Source organism: Bradyrhizobium sp. SZCCHNR1043, assembly GCF_032489675.1.
Lineage (GTDB): Bacteria > Pseudomonadota > Alphaproteobacteria > Rhizobiales > Xanthobacteraceae > Bradyrhizobium.
Window position 1 is genome coordinate 13,412 of sequence record NZ_JAUEYN010000008.1, and the last position, 20,328, is coordinate 33,739.

12 protein-coding genes are annotated in these 20,328 nt (G+C 62.5%); 1 reads left to right on the forward strand and 11 read right to left on the reverse strand.

Translation table 11 applies throughout. The features are described 5' to 3' along the window. The 8 genes from QX039_RS15085 to QX039_RS15120 form a co-directional block, all read right to left on the reverse strand. The gene (locus QX039_RS15085; RefSeq protein ID WP_315774127.1) at window positions 1–471 is read right to left on the reverse strand and encodes a GspH/FimT family pseudopilin; all 471 of its coding nucleotides are present in this window, start codon (window positions 469–471) and stop codon (window positions 1–3) included. Continuing rightward, window positions 468–1,688, reverse strand: a complete 1,221-nt coding sequence (locus QX039_RS15090; protein WP_315774129.1) for a type II secretion system F family protein — start codon at window positions 1,686–1,688, stop codon at window positions 468–470. The genes QX039_RS15085 and QX039_RS15090 overlap by 4 nt, the downstream gene beginning before the upstream one ends. Further along, entirely contained in the window at window positions 1,688–3,943 is a 2,256-nt protein-coding gene (gene gspD / locus QX039_RS15095) for a type II secretion system secretin GspD (RefSeq protein ID WP_409998920.1), read from the reverse strand. The genes QX039_RS15090 and gspD overlap by 1 nt, the downstream gene beginning before the upstream one ends. 517 nt (window positions 3,944–4,460) lie before the next feature. Further along, a complete protein-coding gene (locus QX039_RS15100) occupies window positions 4,461–4,877 on the reverse strand; it encodes a hypothetical protein (protein ID WP_315774133.1) in 417 nt (138 codons plus the stop codon). Beyond that, a complete protein-coding gene (locus tag QX039_RS15105) occupies window positions 4,877–8,224 on the reverse strand; it encodes an RHS repeat-associated core domain-containing protein (protein ID WP_315774135.1) in 3,348 nt (1,115 codons plus the stop codon). The genes QX039_RS15100 and QX039_RS15105 overlap by 1 nt, the downstream gene beginning before the upstream one ends. Before the next feature lie 247 nt (window positions 8,225–8,471). Further along, complete coding sequence (locus QX039_RS15110) at window positions 8,472–11,309, reverse strand: FG-GAP-like repeat-containing protein (RefSeq protein ID WP_315774137.1); 2,838 nt, start codon at window positions 11,307–11,309, stop codon at window positions 8,472–8,474. Window positions 11,310–12,185: 876 nt separating this feature from the next. Beyond that, window positions 12,186–14,222: an acyltransferase family protein gene (locus tag QX039_RS15115; protein WP_315774138.1), complete on the reverse strand. Its 2,037-nt coding sequence runs from the start codon at window positions 14,220–14,222 to the stop codon at window positions 12,186–12,188. A 522-nt stretch (window positions 14,223–14,744) separates the two neighbouring features. Continuing rightward, window positions 14,745–16,070, reverse strand: a complete 1,326-nt coding sequence (locus QX039_RS15120; protein ID WP_315774140.1) for an FAD-binding oxidoreductase — start codon at window positions 16,068–16,070, stop codon at window positions 14,745–14,747. Window positions 16,071–16,310: 240 nt separating this feature from the next. On the opposite strand from QX039_RS15120, the gene QX039_RS15125 reads away from it, so the two are divergent. Further along, a complete protein-coding gene (locus QX039_RS15125; protein ID WP_008962239.1) occupies window positions 16,311–16,787 on the forward strand; it encodes an Lrp/AsnC family transcriptional regulator in 477 nt (158 codons plus the stop codon). A gap of 8 nt (window positions 16,788–16,795) precedes the next feature. Here the strand turns inward: QX039_RS15125 and QX039_RS15130 are convergent, their stop codons facing one another. The 3 genes from QX039_RS15130 to QX039_RS15140 are packed head-to-tail and all read right to left on the reverse strand — an operon-like array spanning window position 16,796 to window position 20,250. After that, a complete protein-coding gene (locus QX039_RS15130; RefSeq protein WP_315774142.1) occupies window positions 16,796–18,448 on the reverse strand; it encodes an ABC transporter ATP-binding protein in 1,653 nt (550 codons plus the stop codon). Next, entirely contained in the window at window positions 18,449–19,303 is an 855-nt protein-coding gene (locus QX039_RS15135) for an ABC transporter permease (protein WP_315774144.1), read from the reverse strand. After that, window positions 19,300–20,250, reverse strand: coding sequence for an ABC transporter permease (locus QX039_RS15140; RefSeq protein ID WP_315774146.1), 951 nt, complete (start codon window positions 20,248–20,250; stop codon window positions 19,300–19,302). Before QX039_RS15140 ends, QX039_RS15135 begins: the two co-directional genes overlap by 4 nt. Between the last annotated feature and the right edge of the window lie 78 nt (window positions 20,251–20,328).

Genomic DNA, 20,328 nt, shown 5'->3' on the forward strand with positions numbered 1-20,328 from the left:
TCAACAGGTCGCGCCGGCCCGCACCGTCCCGGTCAGCCATTCGACACAGAGTCTGATATGATGCCCGTTCAGGTCCAGGCTCAGATCGCCGCCGGTCGACGAGCCGTCCGGAAAGAACCGGAAGCCGCCCACGGCGGCGCCCGCGCGCGTCGCGGCGGCATAGGTCAGCTTCGCCTGGATGTCCGGCGCGAAGCTGCGCGGCCGGACGACATCCGAGCTGAAGGTCCGGCGATCGACATCGATGTTCAAGGTCATCACGCGGTTCTGCACGATCGCAGCCGAGCGCGTGGCGCGGAGCGCCGAGGCGATCTCGCCGGTCGCCGCATCCAGGCTCACCGTGCCGGCGCCGCGCGACAGCAGCGGGACAGCGGCGGACACCGTCAGCGCCAGGATGACGAGCACGGCCAGCATCTCGACCAGCGTGAAGCCGGCACTCGCTTCGTCCCGTCCTCGTGCCGCCCGCGTGCTCATCGCCCGGCCAGATCGTTGATGCTGAGGACGGCGTTCATCACCGGCATGATCAGCGCCCCTATCATGAGCGCAATGCCGACCGTCATCGCCGGCGTCAACGCCGCCATGAAGCGATCGGCGCTGGTCTGCAGCTGCTTCTCCAGCATCTGCGCCACGCGCAGCAGCATGCGGTCGAGCTTGCCCGCCTCCTCGCCGACCGCGATCATCTGCAGCGCCACGGCCGGCAGCGCGACCTCGTTGCGCAGCGCGCGGTGCAGCGCTGTGCCCTGCTGGATCTGTTCGATCGCCTGCTCCATGCCGGCGCGGAGATGGCGGTTGCCGACGACGTCACTCGCCGATTTCGTCGCCGCGATCAACGGCACGCCGGCCATCAGCATCGTACCGAGGGTGCGGGCGAAGCGCGCGGTGTCCTGCTGCAGAAGGAAGCCGCCGAGCAGCGGCAGCCGCAGTGCGAGCCCGTCGAGACGCCGGCGGCGGCCGGGATCGGCCAGCACGAACGCGACGACCGCCCCCCCAGCCACGATGGCGGCAACGCCGCCAACCACGATCTCAAGCCAATGCGCCTTCAAGGCCAGCATCAGCTGGATGGTCAATGGCAGCGGCTTGCCGCTCTGGGTGAAGATCGGGGCCATCGACGGGATCACGCCGCCAACGATGATCGCGAGCGTTGCGAGGCTCAGCACGATCAGCATCGCGGGATAGATCAGCGCCGACTGGATGCGTGCACGGATCTCCGCCCGCCGCTCCAGGAGCTCGGCGAGCTCGGTCAGCACCTGTGCCAGCCGCCCGCCGCTCTCGCCGGCGCGCACGACAGCGACATAGTCGGCCGGGAAGATGCGCAGCTGCGCCTGCATCGCCTCCGACAACGGGCGGCCATTGAGGACATCGGCGAGCAGCGCCTCGACCAGGGTGCACAGCCGTGCTGCCGAGGCCTGCGTCTGCACAATGCGCAAGGCGTCGTCCATCGGAATGTCGGCCGCGCAGAGCGTGGCGAACTCGCGGGTGAAGGCCAAGAGGTCCGCGCGCGCCGCGCCGTTGCCGAGCGTGATCTCGCGGTTCCACCATGCCGTGCCGGCGCTATCGGCGGCCTGCATCTGGAACGGCGACAACCCCTGCGCCCACAGCGTCGCGCTCGCCGCATCCGCGGACGCGGCCTCGATCGTCCCCTCCGCGAAGGAGCCGTCGGTGCCGTAGGCGCGGTAGCGGAAGCGCGGCATCAGTCGAGGATCCTGCGGCCGGTGTCCTCGACGCGCCGCCGCACCGGCGGACGGCGATGCGGGCCCTCGATCGCCATGAAGTGGCGGTACTCCTCGGTCACGCTGCGCGCCTCGTCGAGGCTGCGCATCACGTGCGGCCTGATGAGAATGATCAGCTCGGTCTTGCCGATGACGTTGTCGCGGCTGCCGGCGAAATTGCCGATGAACGGGATGTCGCCAATGATCGGCAGCTGGCTCCGGCCGGTGGTGCGGCCCTCCTGGATCAGCCCGCCCAGCACCAGCGCGTCATTGTCGTTCACGACCACCGATGTCCTGATCTTGCGCTGCCTGATGGTCGGCGAATCGATGTTCGACGACGTGGTCGGCGCCACGCTCGACACCTCCTGCTCGATGTCGAGCAGCACCCGCCCGCTCTCATTGATGCGCGGGATAATCGACAGGATCACGCCCGTATCCTTGTAGCTCACCGAATTGACGATCGGCGCGCCGGGCGTCAGGGTGCCGGTCGCAGACTGCGTCGTGATCGGCACCTGATCGCCGATCTGCAGCACCGCCGGCTTGTTGTCCATGACCGCCAGCGACGGCGAGGACACGATGTTGACGTTGGTGATCTGGTTCAGTGTGTCGATCGTGGCAGCGATGTTGGCCGCTGTCAGCGCGTAGGAAAAGCCAGGAAACACGGAGTTGACGGCGCCAGAGGCCGCCTCCGTCAGGGTGAATTTCGAGCTGTGCTTCTGCATGTACCATTGCACGCCGAACCGCAGCTCGTCGTTCAGGGTGACCTCGGCGATGGTGGCCTCGATCAGCACCTGGTTCGGCATCTGGTCGAGCCGCTCGATCACCTGCAGCACGCGCTTGTAGTCGGCCGAGGCCGCCTCGATCAGGATCGCGTTCTTGGCCTCGTCGGCCACGATCCGCAGCCGCGGCCCGTCGGCCTCGCCATCGCGGCCGGTGGGTGCAGCCGGAGCCGCCGCCGGCATGACGCTCGGCGCAGCAGCCGCCGGCGCCGCATTGCGCATGCCGCCGAAGCCGCCACTGGTCGCGCCGAGCCCGCCGGTGAAGGACGGCGACGACGATCCGGACAGCCCGCCTCCGGAGGGCGACGGCTGCGACTGCACGCTCGCCTCCTGATAGTTCGGCGCCACGGTGCGCCGCCCGGCTGTCGCGGTCTGGGTGTCCGTCGGGAACATCGACTGCAGCACGTCGACCAGCTCTTGGGCCCGCCGGTTCTGCACCGCGTAGGTGAAGAGCTGCTTCTCACTGCCTTGCGCCTGCGCGTCGAGCTTGCGGATCCAGGTCTCGGCGCGGCGCAGATACTGCACCTGCGGCGAGATCACCAGGATCGAGCGCAGCCGCTTGTTGGGCACGAACTGCACCATGCCGGCCATCGGCCCGTCGCGGTCGGAGGCGAACACGCTTTTCAGCTCGCTTGCGATCGCATCCGGCGCCGAGGTCTTGACCGGGATCAGCGCGAAGGACATGCCCTTCATGGTGTCGACGTCGAACAGCGCGATCGCATCCATCATCGCCGCGATCTCCTGGCGATTGCCGGACAGCGTGATCAGGTTGCGCGCATCGTCGACCCGCACCACCCCGCCGCGCGGCGCGATCGGCTCGATGACGCGCCGGATCTCGGAGGCCGAGACATATTTCAGCTGCACCACCTGCAGCCCGTTGCCGACCATCTCGCCGCCATCGGCCACCTCATCGGTACGATACGCCGCCGACACCGCCGTCTGGTCCGCCGCCACGATCCGATAGATGCCGCGGTTGTTGACCACGGCCGCATTGTTGGCCCGCAACGCCGCCTGGAACAGATCGATGACCGCCGCCCGCGCCACTGGCTTCGGCGTTTGGATCGTGATCCGCCCCTCGATCCCCGGATCGACCGTGTACTTGACGCCGAGAATATCCCCCAACACCGTCTTCGCCGCCAGCGGCGTCGGCACACCGACGAGATTGATGGTGACACCGTCGGCCACATCCTCCGAGCCCCGCGACACCACCCCCGTCGGCGGCTCACCGACAAAGCGCCCAGTGCCCTCGACCATCGTTGCAGGGCCGCCTTTGTTGTCATCGAGCAGCGGTGACCCGGACAGCTTACCCGGCCGCACACTGCCCCCGGGAGTCCGCATCGCCGCCTGCGCCTGCGCAGCCGCTCCGGCGTCCGCCGCACTCGTGCTCCAGGCGAACGACGACGTGCCCTCCTCCATGGTCTGGCACGCCGACAGCACCAGCGCCACGGGCAGCGAAATGAACCGAATTTTGCGAACTCCGCCGCGCACGCAATCACCCCGACTTCGAGCAGCTGCGCTGCCCAGCAACTAACAAGCACAGTCTAAGGGGTTTCGGTCATCAGAGATACTGTTTGCGGGATACGTCAATGAGTCATGCACATGCTTTAATGCAATATTTTGCTGGGATCGCAGTTTTTAATAAACCACAGATGCGCACGACCATCACAAGCTTCTGCCAAGCTCCGCGCGTCACTGCGACGCCACACCGGCGGCCACTGACGTCGCGACATGCTGCACGCGATTATCCTCAAAGAAGCTTACTAATTATGTGCAGCGTCACCGTATCCACGGACTATCGTGCCGCCAATCTGATCTCCGCATTACTCGTGCCCCGGAAATCGAGAAAGCGATCAGTATCGCAGTCCTACGGCCCCCACCGAACAAGGAACTTTCAGCTGAGCAAATTGGCTGATTGCACTGCTTGTATTGTCACACTTCACCTCCGGTTCGCTTTGAGCCTTTCACACTATATTCGCTATACTCCACCACCGTCGTAGCACCGATAAAACTCTCTATCTGGCCAATTGTCCGCGAAAGCCTCTTTGATACGAGAAGAAATATCTCCAACAGCCAAGTTCTTGTCAGCTCTCGATAAGTTATCGATACGCAACTGCGCCAAACTAAGAAGCTCCGGCCATCTTATTTCATGACTAACAAACTCAACTAGCTCTATGGGAGGAAGCGACGCAGATTGTCGGCTAGAGTCGGTATTCGCCAAAACATCCTTTACTCGCGACAAAAACTTCTGCTTTAACTCATGTTCTTGCCTTAGCAACCTGACCACCTCGATAAATGTCGACTCCGCCCACCCGATCCCAAACCCCGCGTCTAGGACTCGGCGGCTATTATCAATAAGGATATCGAGGAGCTTTTCAGAAAGATTTAAGTCCATCAGAACTTCCTCTCGATATACTTTCCGGCCGCGTCAAACCCGGCTTTACCAAACGCCTCTTCCGCAGCGGCCTGCGCAGAAAGGCCGCTAGGCTGATAGTGGCCTGATGCATTGTCTATGGCGCGAAGTTCACCATTTACAAATCGTGCTTCTCCTGCAGCTCGGACATCTGCACCTCCGGACAACGCTATATGACCGGACCGCCCCAGAACCAGCTCGCCCTTCTCGGTCACAACGTAGTTTAGCCTACCACTGTATCCTACCTTCCTAAGGTCGATCGCAGAGAATAGTTTTGCAATACCAATTCTATCCGCCGGAGCGAGATTTCGAAACAGCTGGGAAGATCTAGCCAGCGCATCGACACCTCTACCCACGACCCTGCTCATCCCGAGCGTACCCGCGAGTATCTTTCCGCCGGCTACACCTGGCGCTCCGAAGGACTGACTACATCCAGCATCCATAATGCACTCAGCCACCCCCTCTAAAGCCTTCAACCCCATACCTATGTTCGGTTGCAGCGCCTCACCAAGCGATCTGAAGGGATCCGGTCCTTTGCCGTTCCTCGGACTACCGTTATATCCTACCTGTATAACTTGCGCCTGAGCGGCATTTTTCTGCATTTGTTGCAGATTATAGCCCGTCGCAAAAGCTTCAGCGTTTTGCTTAATTTGCTGATTGTAAGCGTCCATGCCCGCTAACACTTGTGCCTGACGGGCAGCATTTGCTGCATTATCGGCAGCCACCTGGGCTTGAAACGGGGAAACATCAACCGAAGGGAACACCGTCGGCGACGGCAACGGCGTATAGCCGAAACTCCAACTCGAGCCGCTGGAAGAACTATAATAACCACCAGAGCTCGTCGAAGAAGAGAGTCCATACAGGGGCATAGTTGAATAGCCATTCCATGCGGGCAGCCCAGATTCGTCGATGGTAGAAACACCGAGATAGTCGTAATCTCCGAACCCTGAGGGATCCACCGATCGGACTGGTCTATTGCGCGCATATGAATACCTATTCCATCCTTGCGAGCTGGTTGCATATGGCACAGTCGGATCCGCACTTGTCATACGAGCAAGGATCGGATCGTAAACACGGCCATTGAGATGCACGAGACCGGCGACCGACAGCTGCTCCTCTCCCGTGAACCCGCGGGTCGTCTGGCTGGAGATGCTTCCGGCCGTATCGTCAGCACCATTGGCAAGGCGCCGCTTGCCCCAGGCGTCGTAGGACAGCCGCTCCTGCACCACACCGTTCTCATTCGTGATCACCGCGACGGAGCCGAGATGGTCCTTGTGGAGATATCGTGTCGACGGCGTGGCCATGCTTGCTTGAGTCACCCGAATGCCGACCGATGTACCTCCGACCGACAGATAGTCTGTCCATTTCTGGGTCAGCGTTCCAGGATTGCTGACTTCTGCCGTCACCCCGAACGCAGCGATGTACAGCGTCGTCGCTTCGGGCGTCACCTGCTTGAAGCGCTGGTGATCGGTGTCGTCTAGGAACGAGATCGTCCGCGTCCCCTGCGTGATGCTCGACGGCTTGTTGTAGGAGGTGTAGACGAGGCTGCGGCCGAGACCCGAGGTCTGGTTGCCGTTGGCGTCATAGGTGAAGGTCGTGCTGATCGATCCGCCGGAGACGCTCATCACCGCGTGCGGCTTGGCGGAGCCGGCCGCGGGATAGCTGTAGGTCCCGACGTCGGACTTGGTCAGCAGATTGCCGATCGGATCGTAGGTGAAGGTCTTTGACAGCGGCGTCGGTGTCAGGTTGACCGAGGACGATGTCAACCGGCTCAGTGCGTCGTAGGTGAAGGTCTCGTTCAGATTGGTGTTGGCGTCCGAGCGCGAGAGCGGATTGCCGCGGCGATCATAGGTGTAGCTGAAGTTCTGCACCCCGCCGCCGCTGCCGGTCGAGACGCCCGTCAGCCGTCCGGTCAGGGCATCGAAGCTGCGCGTGGTGGTCAGGCCATTGCCCGCGGTGTCCTGCGTGATCCGCAGCTCAGCATCCAGCGTGTTCGCGGTCCAGTAGGACTGGCCAGTCGTATTGTCGAGCAGCTGGTTGGCATCGCCCAGGGCGGTGTGGCCATAGCGGGCGGTGAATCCCGAGGGATAGCTGACGGTGTCAAGGAGCCCGTTCGCGTCATAGCTCGCCCCCATCGTATAGGTTGTGCCGTCGATCGTGGTCGCGACTTGGACCGGACGTCCCAGTGCGTCATAGCTCGCCGTCCGCGCGTATCCGTTGCCCGGACCGGCGGTGATCCCGGTCGACGCGAGCTTGCCGATGCCATGCGCCGCCGTGTCATAGACCCAGACCGAGGTCATGTCCGGCTCGACCGACTGCACCATGCGGTCGAGCTTGTCGTAACTCTGGGTGACCGTCTGTCCCTTGGCGTCGGTCTGGCTGACCAGGAGCCCGAGCGTGTTGTAGCTGTAGCTCCAGTTGCCGAGGTCCGGATCCGAGCTCGCGACCTTGTTGCCCCTGACGTCATAGCTCGCGGTGACGACATTGCCGACCGGATCGGTGGTGCGCACCAGATTGCCGGCAGCATCATAGACAAAGCTCATGGTCTGGCTGAGCGCGTCGGTCACCGACACGATGTTACCCTGGCTGTTCCGCGTCACTGAGCGGGTCTGGCCGAGCGCATTGGTTTTGGTGACGCTCAGCCCGTGATAGGCGACCTGCGACACGCTGCCGTCGGGCTTGGTCTTGGTCAACGCCCGGCCCAGCACGTCATAGGTGAACGTTGTGTAGCGCGGCGTGCCGCCATTGACGAAGTACGGCCGGCTGGTCTGCGTTACCCGCCCCAGCGGATCGTAGCTGGTCGTCGCCCGGATCGTGCTCCCGTCAAAGCCCTGGCTGTCGCGTGCGATCTCCCGATCGAGCATGTCGTAATAGACGACGACAAACGGCCCGTTGACCGTGGTCCCGTCCGCGGCATACGGCGTCTCCTGGACCTGGTAGCTTGCCCCCGAGGGGCAGGCCGCCGTTCCGCCACCGACGCCGCTGCAGAACTGGTAGGTCCATCGCGTCCGGGTGCCGTCGGGACGGATCTCCAGGATCTTGCGGCCGAAGCCGTCATAGCTCCAGCTCGTCGTCAGACCATTCGGCCCGGTCTGGCTGGTCGGCTGCCCGAACCGCGCATCGTATTGAACGCTCTCGCTCTGCCCCAGCGCGTTGCTGTTCGAGGTTGCGAACTGACCGCGCGCGTCATAGGTGCTCGTGCTGCCGCGCGTGACGATGTCCACCCCGCTGACCGTCGTAGTCAGCACATTGCCGAAAGTGTCGCGAGCGTAGTCCGTCTGCAGCCGGAACGCCGGCGTATCCGGCTCGACCACCTGTTGGATCACCATCCCCGTGGCGGCGTCGTACGCAAACGATGCCGTTTGCGTAACCGTGCTCGCGGCCCAGCTTGGGCCACTCGCGAGCATCGAGGCAAGCGCCGCACAAGTAACTCTACCTTTGATTGCATTTCTCATGGCGCCAAGCCCCCAAGTCGCCGAACCAGCCAAATTGAACCGTTATCGTCCCAACAGGGACACAACTCTCCCACGGCCGCGTGCGCCATGGCGCACGGCCGTCATCTCCCCACATTTTTAGCTAGGGCGCCGCGCTCGTTGCGACCGACCTCGTCAGCCGACCGAGATACCAGAGCGTCGGATCGTTGCTGTAGGTGTTGACTGTCGTCTTGCTGAACCCGTCCGACGTCGACACCGCAGCCTGCATCACATTACCGTACGTGTCATACTGGTTCGATGTCGTCACGCTCGGCAGCGCAGAACCATCCAGATCCGAACCACTCGATACGGCTTGCGAGAGCTGCACGCTATACGGCGGGCTGCCGGTCGACCAACTGACGGCCTGTGGCTGCCCCGAGATCAGAACAGTCGATGTCGCAACATAGCTGAAGCTCTTCTGACCTATCGTCTGCGAGCCGAGCGAACTCGTCACGGATGACGCCACCCCAGTATACGGAAAGTCCTGTCGATACATGGTCGTGCCGCTGATGCCGGTCTGCTCATCCCGTACCGTCATCTGCCGGAAACCGAGCATGCCACGACCGGTCAAATGAACTTTGGCGCCAGCGTAGGTGTAAGTCGTGCTAGCGACCCCGCCGATGCCATTCGAGCTGTCGGCGCGCGAGACAACATACATGGGCCCCTGGAAATCGACCTGGGGATAGGACGCGCTGCTATCCTTCGCGTAAACACTCGAACTCGTGAGCGGCTGATACGTGATAGCGATGTTGGCACCCGTGCCGGTCGTGATCGACGTCATCAGGTCGCCGATCGGCCCATTGCTGGTGAAGGCGTATTGATAGGGATATCCGGTCCCATCGATCAGGATGAACTCCGATCGTCCGTCACCATTGAAATCACCTCGGATCGGAATGTAGCCCGTGGGCATCGAGAATTTCAGACCGTTGGGTAGAGTTTGCGTCTGACCGGTGAAAGTCCCATCGCCATTGTTCAAGAAGACGTACTGATAGGGATAGCCGTTGGTATCGACCAACAGGTAATCCGTCTTACCATCTCCGTTGAAGTCGCCGATGACGGGAACCTTTCCCGTATTCTGCGCCATGTTCCAGGACCACCCGTTTGGCAGCGTCTGCGTTTGTCCGACAAATGTCCCATCACCTTTGCCGACGAAGACATACTGATAGGGATAGCCACCTCCATCGATCAGAATGTAATCGGTCGTGCCGTCGCCGTTGAAGTCGCCGGTGATCGGAATGAGCTTGTAGCCCGATCCTGATGTCGTATTGAAGTTCCAACCGTTCGGCAGCGTCTGCGCCTGACCGGCGAAGGTCCCATCGCCGTTGTTCAAGAAGACGTACTGGTACGGATTTCCGTTGGTATCGATCAGCAGATAGTCCGTCTTGCCGTCCCCATTGAAATCACCCATGACTGGAATGTATTCGTGCGGCGTGGGCGGCGATGGCGAACTCCAGGGATGCGCTGGCCCGTACCCGGCCGTCTGCGCTGTTGAAACGGAAACCGCCGACGCGAAATTCCAACCGTTCGGCAACGTTTGAGTTTGTCCAGCGAACGTTCCGTCACCGTTGCTGATGAAAACGTATTGATAGGGGTAGCCACTACCATCGATCAGAATGAAGTCGGACCTCCCGTCTCCATTGAAGTCGCCAGTGATCGGGATGAGCTGGTAGCCAGATCCAGATGTCCCGTTGAAGCTCCAGCCGTTCGGCATGGTCTGCGTCTGGCCCGTAAAGGAGCCATCCCCATTGCTCATAAACACATATTGGTAGGGATAGCCGTGGACATCGACGAGGAGAAAATCTGTCTTGCCGTCGCCATTGAAATCACCCGTTATCTGCAGGACGCTGTCGGGCGTGCTGAAATTCCAGCTGTTCGGCAATGTCTGGGTTTGCCCGGAAAACGTTCCATCGCCATTGTTCAGAAAAACGTACTGATATGGATAGCCATTCGCGTCGACCAGCAGATAGTCCGACTTACCATCGCCGTTGAAGTCGCCGACGATCGGAATCATGCCCGGATGCTGCGCAAGATTCCAATTCCAACCGTTAGGAAGAGTCTGAGTGTTCTCAGAAAATGCGCCATTGCCCGCGCCCGCTTGCCAACCGAGGGTCGTCGCCGGCAAGCAATTTCCGTCTCCGGCGCACATCTTCAAAGAAACAAGCTCACTACGCTGGCTCGATCCGCTCTGCTGGTAGGCGAGCTGATAGTCGCTCACGAGACCGGACCCAACATATGTCTTGACGTTGGTCAGCCGATAGGGGAGCTGCAACCGCGAGCCGGCTTGGTAAGACGGTCCGAAATCAGGACGCGCCCCGTAGACGAACTGCACCGAATTGTAGGGCGCTGTTCCTGCTACGGAGTTGCCAGTGTAGTCGATACGCAGCGGATATGCCTGCCCATTTGAAGCGTCGGCGGTGTATGCGACCGAGAAATAGTTCGTCTTGCTGTCACTCACCTTGTCAAGCCACCACATACTTGCGGTTGCCTTGCCCTGGGCCAGCACCTGGGAATCGGCCGTATGGCCGTACTCCATTGTTTTCCCTTCCCTCGTGTGCACCTCAAACCAAGCGGGACCATTGCCTGCAGCGCCGTGGGAGACGATCTTGGAATAGGACTCGATCTCGGTGCGATACTCCGTCCCATCAGCACCGTACGCTCCGCTGATCGCGACGAGTCGCCGCCCATCCAGACAAAATCGGTCATTGGCGTCATAATTGACTCCACCCCGCACGCCATCTTGCGCGACCGTCCTTGGACAGCGACCGATTGCCGACAAACCTCCCAGCGACCAACCAACACCGAGCAGCCCGTTTACTCCTTGACTATTGTAGCTCAACGACAGAGACGGGGTCACGCCGACCGTTCCCGGCGGCAACGCGATCGGAATGGAGTAGCTGGCCGCCCCGACCTGGCTGACCGAGAATTGACCTGGAAGCGACAAAGCTCCTGCACAGCTTAAGGTTGTATTTGAGATACAAAAAATTGCGGCTAAGCCGGCGCTCGCGATTTCTATTATGGGCCCACGCACGCCAATGCCTCGACCAAACCGAGTCGAATTCCCAAACATCCCTGCCCCCGCAGTATCTGCACAATTCGAAACATAACGGACATCATTCGCGTCTGACGATCAACGAACATTGGAACTTATTCACAACATAAAGATGAAGCCCAACTACAACTACAACCAGATTCCGCGGCTACACCAAATTTCTCCTAACGCGTGCATCGAGAGACGGAGTCGCGTGCCACAGCAACACTTCCGCGCCGCTCGTCGCCTCGTAGAGAAACTGTGTGAGGGTGTCCGGCTTGAGATTCCCGCGGAAATCGTTGCACACATCCCAGCAACAGAAATGCCAATGCCGCAGCGCGTAATCTTGTGCGCGATAGAACATCGGACGAACGGTTGAATGCCAAAAACCATCATGCGCGAGTTTTAACTAAACACTACTTTTGTGTGATTTCACCGCAGCGCACCTCAGATCAAGACCCTCAAAATTGCTCCCTGTTTTGTCTGGGATCGGTTCTGTGTGTGACCTGCCACTGAAGTTTCATCCAGCGGCGTTTAGAGTCCGAGTGGGTTTTGCAGCGGACTCCTTGCCTCCGCGTTGAGCGCCGCGGTTATCGCTACCGCGCGCGGTGGTCATCCCTCGGCGGCCTGAAGTGCTGGGCTTCTCGCGTAGCCTTGAAATTCGGCGAACCGCCCATGAGCAAGGGTCTGACGTAGAGGGAGTCAGTCAACTGCCATTGAAAGCAAAAGGCCATTTGAGGCCACAGGGCACAAAGCTACAGGCCGGCCCTATGATGCCAGCGGAGGTGGTCAGCGGATGACTGACGGTCGGCTCAGCAACTGTGGCATCGGGTTAATTCCGTGAAGAAAGCGGTTCAACTCCGGCGCCAGGCGCTGCATCACGTAGAGTGATCCTTCCGGCGTCAGGTGGAGCTCGTCCCACACTATCGGTGTCTCATCATCGGCCTTGAGCGGGCACTCCTTGTCGCGGCAGACGGCGGAGAGCACCGAGATGAACTGCACGGTTCGATGGTGACCAGCGATCTTCTTCAGGTGCGCGTCAACGGTGAAACTTGCAGGCATCACTTTCAACATCGCGCCCGTTGGAAAATGTGTGCGCTCGTAGTTCACGAGGCTGGTTGCCAGCGGGGCGGGAAACTCCAGCGACGGACCTAGCATCAGCACGGGAACCCCGGCAGCTTCAGCGGCCGAAAGGGTCGACTCCAGGTAGACTTCGAACTTGCTGATCGGTACTTCCCTGCCCTCCTGGAGCTCGGCGTCGGACGGCCCAAGGGCAGCCCAGTAGTAGCGCCAATTGCCGGAGAGAATGACCGCTGTGACGCGATGGTCGCGCAGCGCGTCACGAAAAGCGGCGTTGATCTCGTCGCAGTTCTGCGACGACGGCTGATGCAGAGCGAGGAGCGGCGCGCAAGCGCCAGAGGTCAGCTGCAGCAGGTTGAATCGTCCCGGGTCCAGATGATTGCGCAGAGCCCATGCGTAGTGCGCGGCAGCGCTGTCACCGAACAGGAGGATGTTCTGCTTGTCGTCCACCGGCGTCAGGCACTCGTCGTGCCGATAGTGGGCGAATGGCTCGCTGGGTTGGAGGAAGCAGCTGGATATCCGATAGAACGGCGCCATCGCCTCGACGTTGTAGCGCAGCATCCGTTGAGCCGTTTGTGGAAAGCGGTTTGGAAAACCCCCCTTCGAGAAACCCGCCACGCCCATGACGAGCAGAATTGTCGCGGCGGTGGCGATCCAGCCCGAGCTCCTGAGTCCGAACCAAACCGGTCTGCCGCGTGCCGGCGCTTCCACGAGCCGATACGAGGCGTAGGCAAGTCCGAGCGAGCACGAGAGCAGCGCCGCGGTGGATATTGGACCGGCCCATGTGATTGGGATGGCAACGGTGCCCATCACGAATACCGGCCAATGCCAAAGGTACAACGAATAGGAGATCTTGCCCAGGAACAGGCCCGCGCGCTTGAAGGGCAGCGATACTGGCTGCCCATCCTCGCGATTGAAGGCTGTGATGAAGAACGCCGCACCGAGGCATGGGGCCAGCCCATTGAGGCCCGGAAATTTGGTCGCTCCCGTGAACATCACGGCGGGCCCCAGCATCAGCAGCGTGCCGGACACCGCCAGCATCCATCTCCATCTGAGATCGGCGGGCGACCAGCGATCGAGCAGGAACGACAAGCTACCGATCAGGAACTCCCACCCGCGTAGCGCCGACAGATAAAAGGCTGCCGACGCAGAGGTCTTGATCAGCAATTCGTCGGCGATGCAGAGCCCGAGCGTACCCGTCAGCAGCAGGATCAGCGATACGGGCCTGGTAGGGTTGCGAAACAGTTTGCTCCAGAGAACGGTGACGAGCGGAAATAGAAAATAGAACTGTTCCTCCACCGACAACGACCATGTGTGGATCAGAACCTTGCCGACGGAGGGCAGGTCGAAGTAGCCGGACTGGAGCCAGAAGAAGATGTTCGAGGAAAACAGAATCGTGGACACGGCGCTGCCGAAGAACATGCGGTAGTCGTCGGGAGGCGCCAGGAACCAGGCCACGATGCCCGTACCGAGCACCATCACGTAAAGGGCCGGAAGCAGCCGGCGCGCACGACGGTCGTAAAAGGCCCAGAACGAGAAGCTGTCGCGATGAATTCCAGCCCAGATCAGCCGGGTGATCAGGTAGCCGGAGATGACGAAGAAGATGTCGACCCCAACGAAGCCACCTTGAAAACCCGGGATGCCGTAGTGGAAGCCGATAACCAGAATGACGGCGATTGCACGCAAGTAATCGATGTCAGCCCGGAACGGGAGCCCGACACCTCCGGTTGACTGTTCGATTGCCAAGGTATCCTGCTCATGTATTCCCGTAATTCTACGGTGAGTGACATGAACCCGAACCGACAGCAATAAAATGAAACCTTCGGAAATACACAACCAATGGGCACTGTTGCAGTGGAGTGACAGTTACGGTTGCAATAAGGCATGACTCGCGCGAAAGGGCGTGGTCATCGCGGCTTTGTCGCGGGGTACGATATCTGTAGGTCCAGGCAGCGTTCGCGGACGTCTTGAGCGTAGGGTGTTGCGGTCATTGAAGCCGTTGGTTGAGAGCACGGTTGCGCTTCGACCACGGCAACCAGAGGCTGGCCCTCCCTAGGGAAGCAGCGAACACCAACAAAATCAGAGAGTTGAGAACTCGTTTGGGGAGAAAAGGCATCATTGTTCTGCAACGCCCTTCCAAGAGCAGGCCCCAAACGGACTGGACGAAGTCAGCCGCAGACCGAAGGGCCGCAGAGCTGCGAACCGGTGAATTCGGCGAACCGAACGGTCTGGCGCAGTCGGGGGCTTAACGTCCCGGAGACGTAACCTTCAGAAGTCTGCGACCGTCTTAGACTCATGCCGGGCGAAACGCGCGGGCGCGTAGGGCCTAGGATCGACGATCGGTTTGGCGAAGGTCACGAGATCGGCGATGAGATGGCCCGCACTTGGCCCGATGCCGAAGCCGTGGCCACTGAAGCCGGCGGCGACGATCAGGCCGGGCAGCGCGGCGAGCTCGCCGATCGCAGGCACGCCGTCGGGCGTGGAATCGATGTAGCTCGCCCACGCCGCCGTGACGCGGCTCTGCTTCAAGGCCGGCAGCAGCTCGACCGCGCGCGCCCGGGTCAGGCGGATGGTGGCCTGGTCCGGCCGGGGATCCAGGATGCGGGTCAGCTCCATCGGCGTCGGCGCGTCGAGCCGCCAGCGGCCGACCGTCTCGTGGCCGGCGCGCAGGCCTTCGAGCCCGCCGGGCAGCAGGCTGCGCCAGCGCCTGGCGAACATCGGCAGGAAGTGCGGCGCGAAGCGCAGCTGCTGAAGTGTAGGATCGACGCGGCCGCGGCCGCTGATCGCGAGCGTATGGCCGCCGTCGCCGCGCCGGGTGATCGAGACGGCGGCGGTGTGCAGCGCCGGGGGCAGCGGCTCCGCCGACGGCGACAGAGCGAGCGCCGAGGCGCGGATCGAGGCCATCGGCAGTGCGACACCGAGCTGGTGGCAGAACGCCGAAGCCCAGGCGCCGGCGGCGAGCACCGCGACCGGCGTGCGGATGGTGCCGCGCTCGGTGATCACGGCCGACAGCCGGCCGCCGCTGGTCTCGACGCCGCGCACGGCGCACATCTGGTGCACCGAGCCGCCCTGCTTCAGGATCGCGCGCGCCACCGCGGGCGCGGCATCGGCGGGGCTGGCGGTGCCGTCGGTCGGCGAGAACACGCCGCCCTTCCAGCTGCGCCCGGTGGCCGCGCCGCGCTCGGTCGCCTGCCGGCTGTCGAGCATGTGCGTGGTGACGCCGGCGGTTTTGGCGAATTCGCCCCAGCGCGCCCAGCCGGCGAGCTCCGCCTCGTCATTGCTGAGATAAAACAGGCCGCAGCGCGAGAAGCCGGTTGCCTCGCCGCTCTCGACCGCGAAGCGCTCCCAGAGATCGAGGCTCAGGGTCGCCATCGGCAGCTCGCGTGCATCGCGGTTCTGCTGCCGGCACCAGCCCCAATTGCGGCTGGATTGCTCGGCGCCGATGCGGCCCTTCTCGATCAGCGCCACCGCGAGCCCGCGCCGCGCGAGGTAATAGGCCGCGAACACGCCGACGATGCCGCCGCCGATGACCACGGCATCCGCACGCTCGGGCAGCGTTGGCGATGTCTCGACGTGCACCAGCGGTGCGGGCATGCGATCTCTCCGACTGTGGGCTGGCGCAGGTTAGAGCGGTATCCGGCCGTTCGGGCGCCGGATTCGATGCCCGGACAGCATATCATTCTGCCGGTCAGCACACCGCTGGTGTATTGTTTTGCATCGCATAAATCGGGCGGATGCGGCCCCATTCTTGCTTTGCGGAAGTTCGATGGCCCAACCGCAGAATTTTCTGCTGTAATGGGGACCCGACCTCGCGCCACACGGGACCACGGCTTCATGAAGCTCGATCGCATCGACATCAAGATCCTGCACGAACTGCAGAAGAACGGCCGCGTCACCAATGTGGAGCTGGCCGAGCTGGTCAACCTGTCGCCGAGTCCCTGCCTGATGCGGGTGAAGAAGCTGCAGGCGGAAGGCTATATCGAGGGCTACTCGGCGCAGATCTGCGTCTCCAAGCTCGGCCAGACATTGACCGTGTTCACCGAGGTCACCTTGAAGAACCACCGCCAGATCGACTTCGCCCGCTTTCTTGCCGCGGTGGAGAAGATCGACCAGCTGATCGAGTGCCATCTCGTCTCCGGCGGCTACGACTACATGATGAAGTTCGTCACCGCGGGGATCGGCGAGTACCAGACCATCATGGAGCGGCTGACCGACATGGACATCGGCATTGAGAAATATTTCAGCTTCGTCGTGCTGAAGTCGCCGATCGTGAAACCGTATCTGCCGCTGACGAGCCTGTTCCAGATGTAGCGGTGCGGTCAGCGCTGGCAGTATTCGCGGACCTGCTCGGGGTCCTGGCGCAGATTGTCGAGCCAGGAAGGATCGAGCTTTGGCACCGACGACAGCAGGAGCTGCGTGTAGGGATGCTCGGGCCGCGCCATGGCCTCGGGCGTGATCTGCTCGATCTTGCGTCCGCGATACATCACGACGATGTCGTCGCAGATCGCCTCGACCACCGACAGGTCGTGACTGATGAAGACGTAAGCGAGATCGAGCTCGCGCTGCAGCTCCTTGAGCAGGTCGATGACCGCCGCGGCCACGACGGTGTCGAGCGCGGAGGTGATCTCGTCGCAGATGATGAGCCTGGGATCGGCGGCCAGCGCGCGCGCGAAATTCACGCGCTGCTTCTGTCCACCCGAGAGCTCACCGGGACGGCGCAGCCGCAGGCTTCGGGGCAGCTTCACCATGTCGAGCAGCTGATCGATGCGCGCACTGCGCTGCCTGCGCGCCATGCCGTGATAGAACGACAGCGGTCGCCCCAGGATGTCCTCGACCGTGTGCGCCGGATTGAGTGCCGTGTCGGCATGCTGGAACACGATCTGCACCTGGCGCAGCTGGTCTGCATTGCGGCTTCGCGCGCTGCGCCCGAGCTCGCGTCCGTCGAACACGACCCCGCCCGCGAACGGCGGCAGGATGCCGGCGATGGCGCGGGCGAGCGTCGACTTGCCACAGCCGGATTCGCCGATGATGCCGAGATTGCGCCCGCGCGCGACGCGCAGGCTGACCTTCTCGACGGCCACGATCGCCGGCATGCCGTCCGAGCGCAGCGGACCGTAGCCGACCGATACCTCGTGCACTTCGAGCAACGCCTCGGCCGTCACGGACGCCTCCGATCGTGGTTCTTGATGCGGCGCGACGGCGGCGAGCAGCTGCCGCGTATAGGGGTGCTGGGCGCGCTCGAGAATGTCGGCGGTCGTGCCGGTTTCCTGCACCTCGCCGTTCCGCAGCACGACGATGCGGTCGGCGATCTGGGCGACGACCGCGAGATCATGCGACACGTAGATGCCGGCAATGCGATGCGCTGATATCACCGACTTGAACGCGCGCAGCACCTCGACCTGGGTGGTGACGTCCAGCGCCGTGGTCGGCTCGTCGAAGATCAGCACCTTCGGGCTCGCGATCAGCGCCATGGCCGCGGCGAGCCGCTGCAGCTGGCCGCCGGACACCTGGTGCGGATAGCGCTCGCCGATCGTATCGGGGTTGGGCAGCGACAGCGCACGGAACAGCGCCGCGGCCTTGCTGCGCGCCTCCTCCACAGGCATCACGCCGTGGATGCGCACGACCTCGATGACCTGATCCATGATGCGGATTGCCGGATTGAACGCCGCGGCGGCGCTCTGCGGCACATAGGCGATCTTGGCGCCGCGCACGGCCGCCTTGTCCTTCTCCGAGAGTGTCACCATGTCGACGTCATCGACCGTGACCGAGCCGCCGACGATCTGGCAGCCGGCCCGCGCATAGCCCATCAGGCTCATCGCGATGGTGGTCTTGCCGGAGCCGCTCTCGCCGATCAGCGCGACGATCTCGCCTTCGGCGATGTCGAGATCGACGCCCCTGATGATCTCGATGGTGCGGCCGGAATCGGTGGTCGCCTCGACGCGAAGATCGCGGATCTGCACCAGGCTCGTCATCTACGACGCCTCCCGGTCGCGGATCTTGGTCGGCAGATTGTCGATCAGGAGATTGACGGCGATGGTGAGGCTTGCGATCGCCAGCGACGGGAAGATCACGGCCGGCGCGGCATAGGGCAGCCCGCCGATGTTCTCGCGCACCAACGCGCCCCAATCGGCATAAGGCGGCCGCACGCCCAGGCCGAGAAAGGACATTCCGGACAGCAGCAGCACGATGAACACGAAGCGCAAGCCAAGATCGACCAGCACCGGGCCGATGATATTGGGCAGGATCTCGGCGCGGATCAAATAGAACAGGCTCTCGCCGCGGATTCGGGCCACCGTGACGAAATCCATGGTGTTGATGTTGACCGCGAGCGCGCGGGCGAAGCGGTAGGCGCCGGGAATGTAGATCACTGCCATGGTCAGGATCAGCACCGGGATCGACGAGCCCACCGCGGCGACGACGACGAGGCTGAACAGCTTGCTAGGAATCGAGCTCAACGCGTCGAGCAGCCGGCTCAGCACCATGTCGACGACCCCGCCGGTGATCGCCGCAATCATGCCGAGCGTGACACCCGACACGCCGGCGATGATCACGGAGGCCACCGAAATGCCGAGCGTATAGCGCGCGCCCATCAGGATGCGCGAGGTCATGTCGCGTCCGAGATAGTCGGAGCCCAGCCACAGCTCGCGGCTCATCGGGCCGAAATAATCGGTGTCGACGATGTCGCCGATCGGATGCGGAATGATGGAGGGCGCGACGAACGCCACCACGATCCAGAACGCCACGATCAGCGCCCCGACAACCCCGACAGCGTTGATGCGGTAACCGAAGCGCGGGGTTCGCGAGGCGGATTTCGCGGCGCTGCTCATCGCAGCCTCGGATTGGACAGGATGGCGATGATGTCGGCTGTGGTGGTCAGCAGCAGGAAGCCGAAGCAGAAGATGATGGCGCAGCTCTGGATCAGCGGCAGGTCGCGGGTCGACACCGCGTCGACCATCAGCTTGGCGATGCCGGGATAGTTGAAGACGGTCTCGATGATGATGACGCCACCCAGGAGATAGGACAATGACAAGGCCACCGCATTCACGATCGGGCCGAGCGCATTGGGCAGCGCATGGCGGAGCACCAGACGGCCGCGCGAGGCGCCCTTCAGGAGCGCCATCTCGACATAGGGCGTGTTCAGGGTCTCGATCACGGCCGCCCGGCTCATCCGGATCATCTGCGCCGAGATCACGATGGTGAGCGTGACGACCGGCATCGCATAGGCGCGCGCGAAATCATGGACGGTGCGGATCTCGCTGGTGAAGGACACCGCCGGCAGCCAGTTGAGATAGACCGCGAACACGAGCACGGCGAGGGTTGCGATCATGAACTCCGGCACCGACACGATGCCGATGACGGCAATGGTCAGGCAGCGGTCATACAGCGTGTTGCGCAACATTGCCGCGGTGATGCCGAGCGTCAGGGCCAACGGCACCGCAACGGTTGCGGTAAGGCCGGCGAGCTTGAGGGTGTTGACGAGGCGCCCGCCGATCAGCTTCGCGACCGGCATGTTGTTGGCGTAGGAGACGCCGAGATCGCCCTGCACCACGCCGGCCAGCCAGCGCAGGAAGCGGAAGATGGCGGGATCGTCGAGATGCATCGCCTTGCGCAGGCCCTCGACCGCCTCCGGGGTCGCGGCCTGGCCGAGCAGGATGGTCGCGGTGTCGCCCGGCAGCATCGCGGTGGCGAAGAAGACGGCGAATGAAACAATGATCGCGGTGACCAGCGCGATCGCCAGCCGGGCAAGAATGAGTGAGGCGATCCGGTGTTTCAAACTTCGGGTCCGCGAGCCTGATCAGGGGATGGTCCGCGCAGGGCGACGGCCTCCGCGGCCCGCGCCCTGCGCGTCAGA

Coding starts and splice junctions, on each gene's coding strand:
- QX039_RS15085 (WP_315774127.1), bottom strand. CDS start 471: ATGAGCACGCGGGCGGCACGAGGACGGGACGAAGCGAGTGCCGGCTTC.
- QX039_RS15090 (WP_315774129.1), bottom strand. CDS start 1,688: ATGCCGCGCTTCCGCTACCGCGCCTACGGCACCGACGGCTCCTTCGCG.
- QX039_RS15100 (WP_315774133.1), bottom strand. CDS start 4,877: ATGGACTTAAATCTTTCTGAAAAGCTCCTCGATATCCTTATTGATAAT.
- QX039_RS15105 (WP_315774135.1), bottom strand. CDS start 8,224: ATGGTGATCCAACAGGTGGTCGAGCCGGATACGCCGGCGTTCCGGCTG.
- QX039_RS15120 (WP_315774140.1), bottom strand. CDS start 16,070: ATGCCCGCACCGCTGGTGCACGTCGAGACATCGCCAACGCTGCCCGAG.
- QX039_RS15125 (WP_008962239.1), top strand. CDS start 16,311: ATGAAGCTCGATCGCATCGACATCAAGATCCTGCACGAACTGCAGAAG.
- QX039_RS15130 (WP_315774142.1), bottom strand. CDS start 18,448: ATGACGAGCCTGGTGCAGATCCGCGATCTTCGCGTCGAGGCGACCACC.
- QX039_RS15135 (WP_315774144.1), bottom strand. CDS start 19,303: ATGAGCAGCGCCGCGAAATCCGCCTCGCGAACCCCGCGCTTCGGTTAC.